Origin of the sequence: Romboutsia faecis, assembly GCF_014323405.1 — a bacterium.
Taxonomy (GTDB): Bacteria; Bacillota; Clostridia; order Peptostreptococcales; family Peptostreptococcaceae; genus Romboutsia_E; species Romboutsia_E faecis.
The window spans coordinates 1-694 of the sequence record NZ_JACRWE010000036.1 but is presented as its reverse complement, the minus strand read 5'-3'; the positions used below and the strand labels follow the sequence as shown (position 1 = coordinate 694).

The 694-nt window shown below is 29.1% G+C and carries 1 protein-coding gene; it reads right to left on the bottom strand.

What is annotated here, in order from left to right:
* Positions 1 to 694, bottom strand: a 694-nt coding sequence (locus H8923_RS17105) for a hypothetical protein (protein WP_330596699.1), incomplete at both ends; no start/stop codon positions are given.

Genomic DNA, 694 nt, shown 5'->3' with positions numbered 1-694 from the left:
AATATTCTTCCTTGATACAATGAACGTTCCCTATGAATATAAACTACTTTTTTAGGTCTTCCCTTTTTCTTTGGTCTATTTTCATCTAAATCAGGTAGAAATTCACTTTGTATTTCTCTCAAAGTGTACTTATATTCGTATTTTTCTAGTATAGTAACTCTTGTTCCACTCTTTGAATTTATACTTCCTGGTACTCTTAGAATTCTTGTTACATCTAGTGCTTTTCTATCTGCTCCAAATTCTTTTAATCGACTATATAAATACTCTTGAACTGCTTTCCATAACGGCAGAGCCTTATGTGGTACTTTCTCAATACTCCAAACTAAAGTTAATCCTCTTCCACTATCAATTATTAAGTTTGGTATTGGAATTGATCTATTAAAATAATTTTCTTCCAAATTCATAAGTATTTGAGTCTTAGTGAATTGAGTATTATATGTATCAAGGTCTATAAATAAACTTCCTATTTCTTTTATCGTTTCAATCCGTCTCATTGGCTTATAAAACGTGCTCATAGAAATATAAATATTCTCTTTATCAAAATCTTGTTTCAGCAAATCTCCTACAAGATAATGCCATTGGCTAAATTCTTTATTTTTATTTATTTCAGCCTTTGTAATCCACCCTTTACTCTCTCTATGAATTGTATCTATATATTCAATACTCTCATCAATATCATCTACTTTTATTAATG